Here is a 346-nt window from a genome sequence, read left to right on the forward strand (position 1 = left end):
GGAACTCATGCGAAGGTTTTTGAAGATATTAAGAAGCAAGGGTTCGTTCGGGTGCGTGTGGATGGAGAGATGCGCGAAGTTGCTGAAGAATTTGATTTAGATAAAAATAAGAAGCACAGCATCGAAGTGGTGATTGACCGTATCGTAATAAAGGCTGGAATCGAGGCTCGTCTAGCTGACTCATTATAGACGGCGTTGGAACTAGCAGACGGTCGAGCGATGGTAGATGTGATTGGTGAGGAAGAATTATTATTCAGTCAGAAACATGCTTGTCCTCAATGTGGTTTTTCCATCGGTGAACTAGAGCCACGTATGTTTTCCTTTAACAGTCCGTTCGGCGCATGCT

The 346-nt window shown here is 44.8% G+C and carries 1 protein-coding gene; it reads left to right on the top strand.

Annotated elements, in window-relative coordinates; genetic code table 11:
- Positions 1-189 (top strand): hypothetical protein (locus AOA60_RS33515; protein WP_218240870.1); only part of this gene is annotated, 189 nt, incomplete at its 5' end.
- Between the last annotated feature and the right edge of the window lie 157 nt (positions 190-346).

This window comes from Pseudomonas sp. 2822-17 (assembly GCF_002742485.1).
Classification (GTDB): Bacteria; Pseudomonadota; Gammaproteobacteria; order Pseudomonadales; family Pseudomonadaceae; genus Aquipseudomonas; species Aquipseudomonas cyclaminis.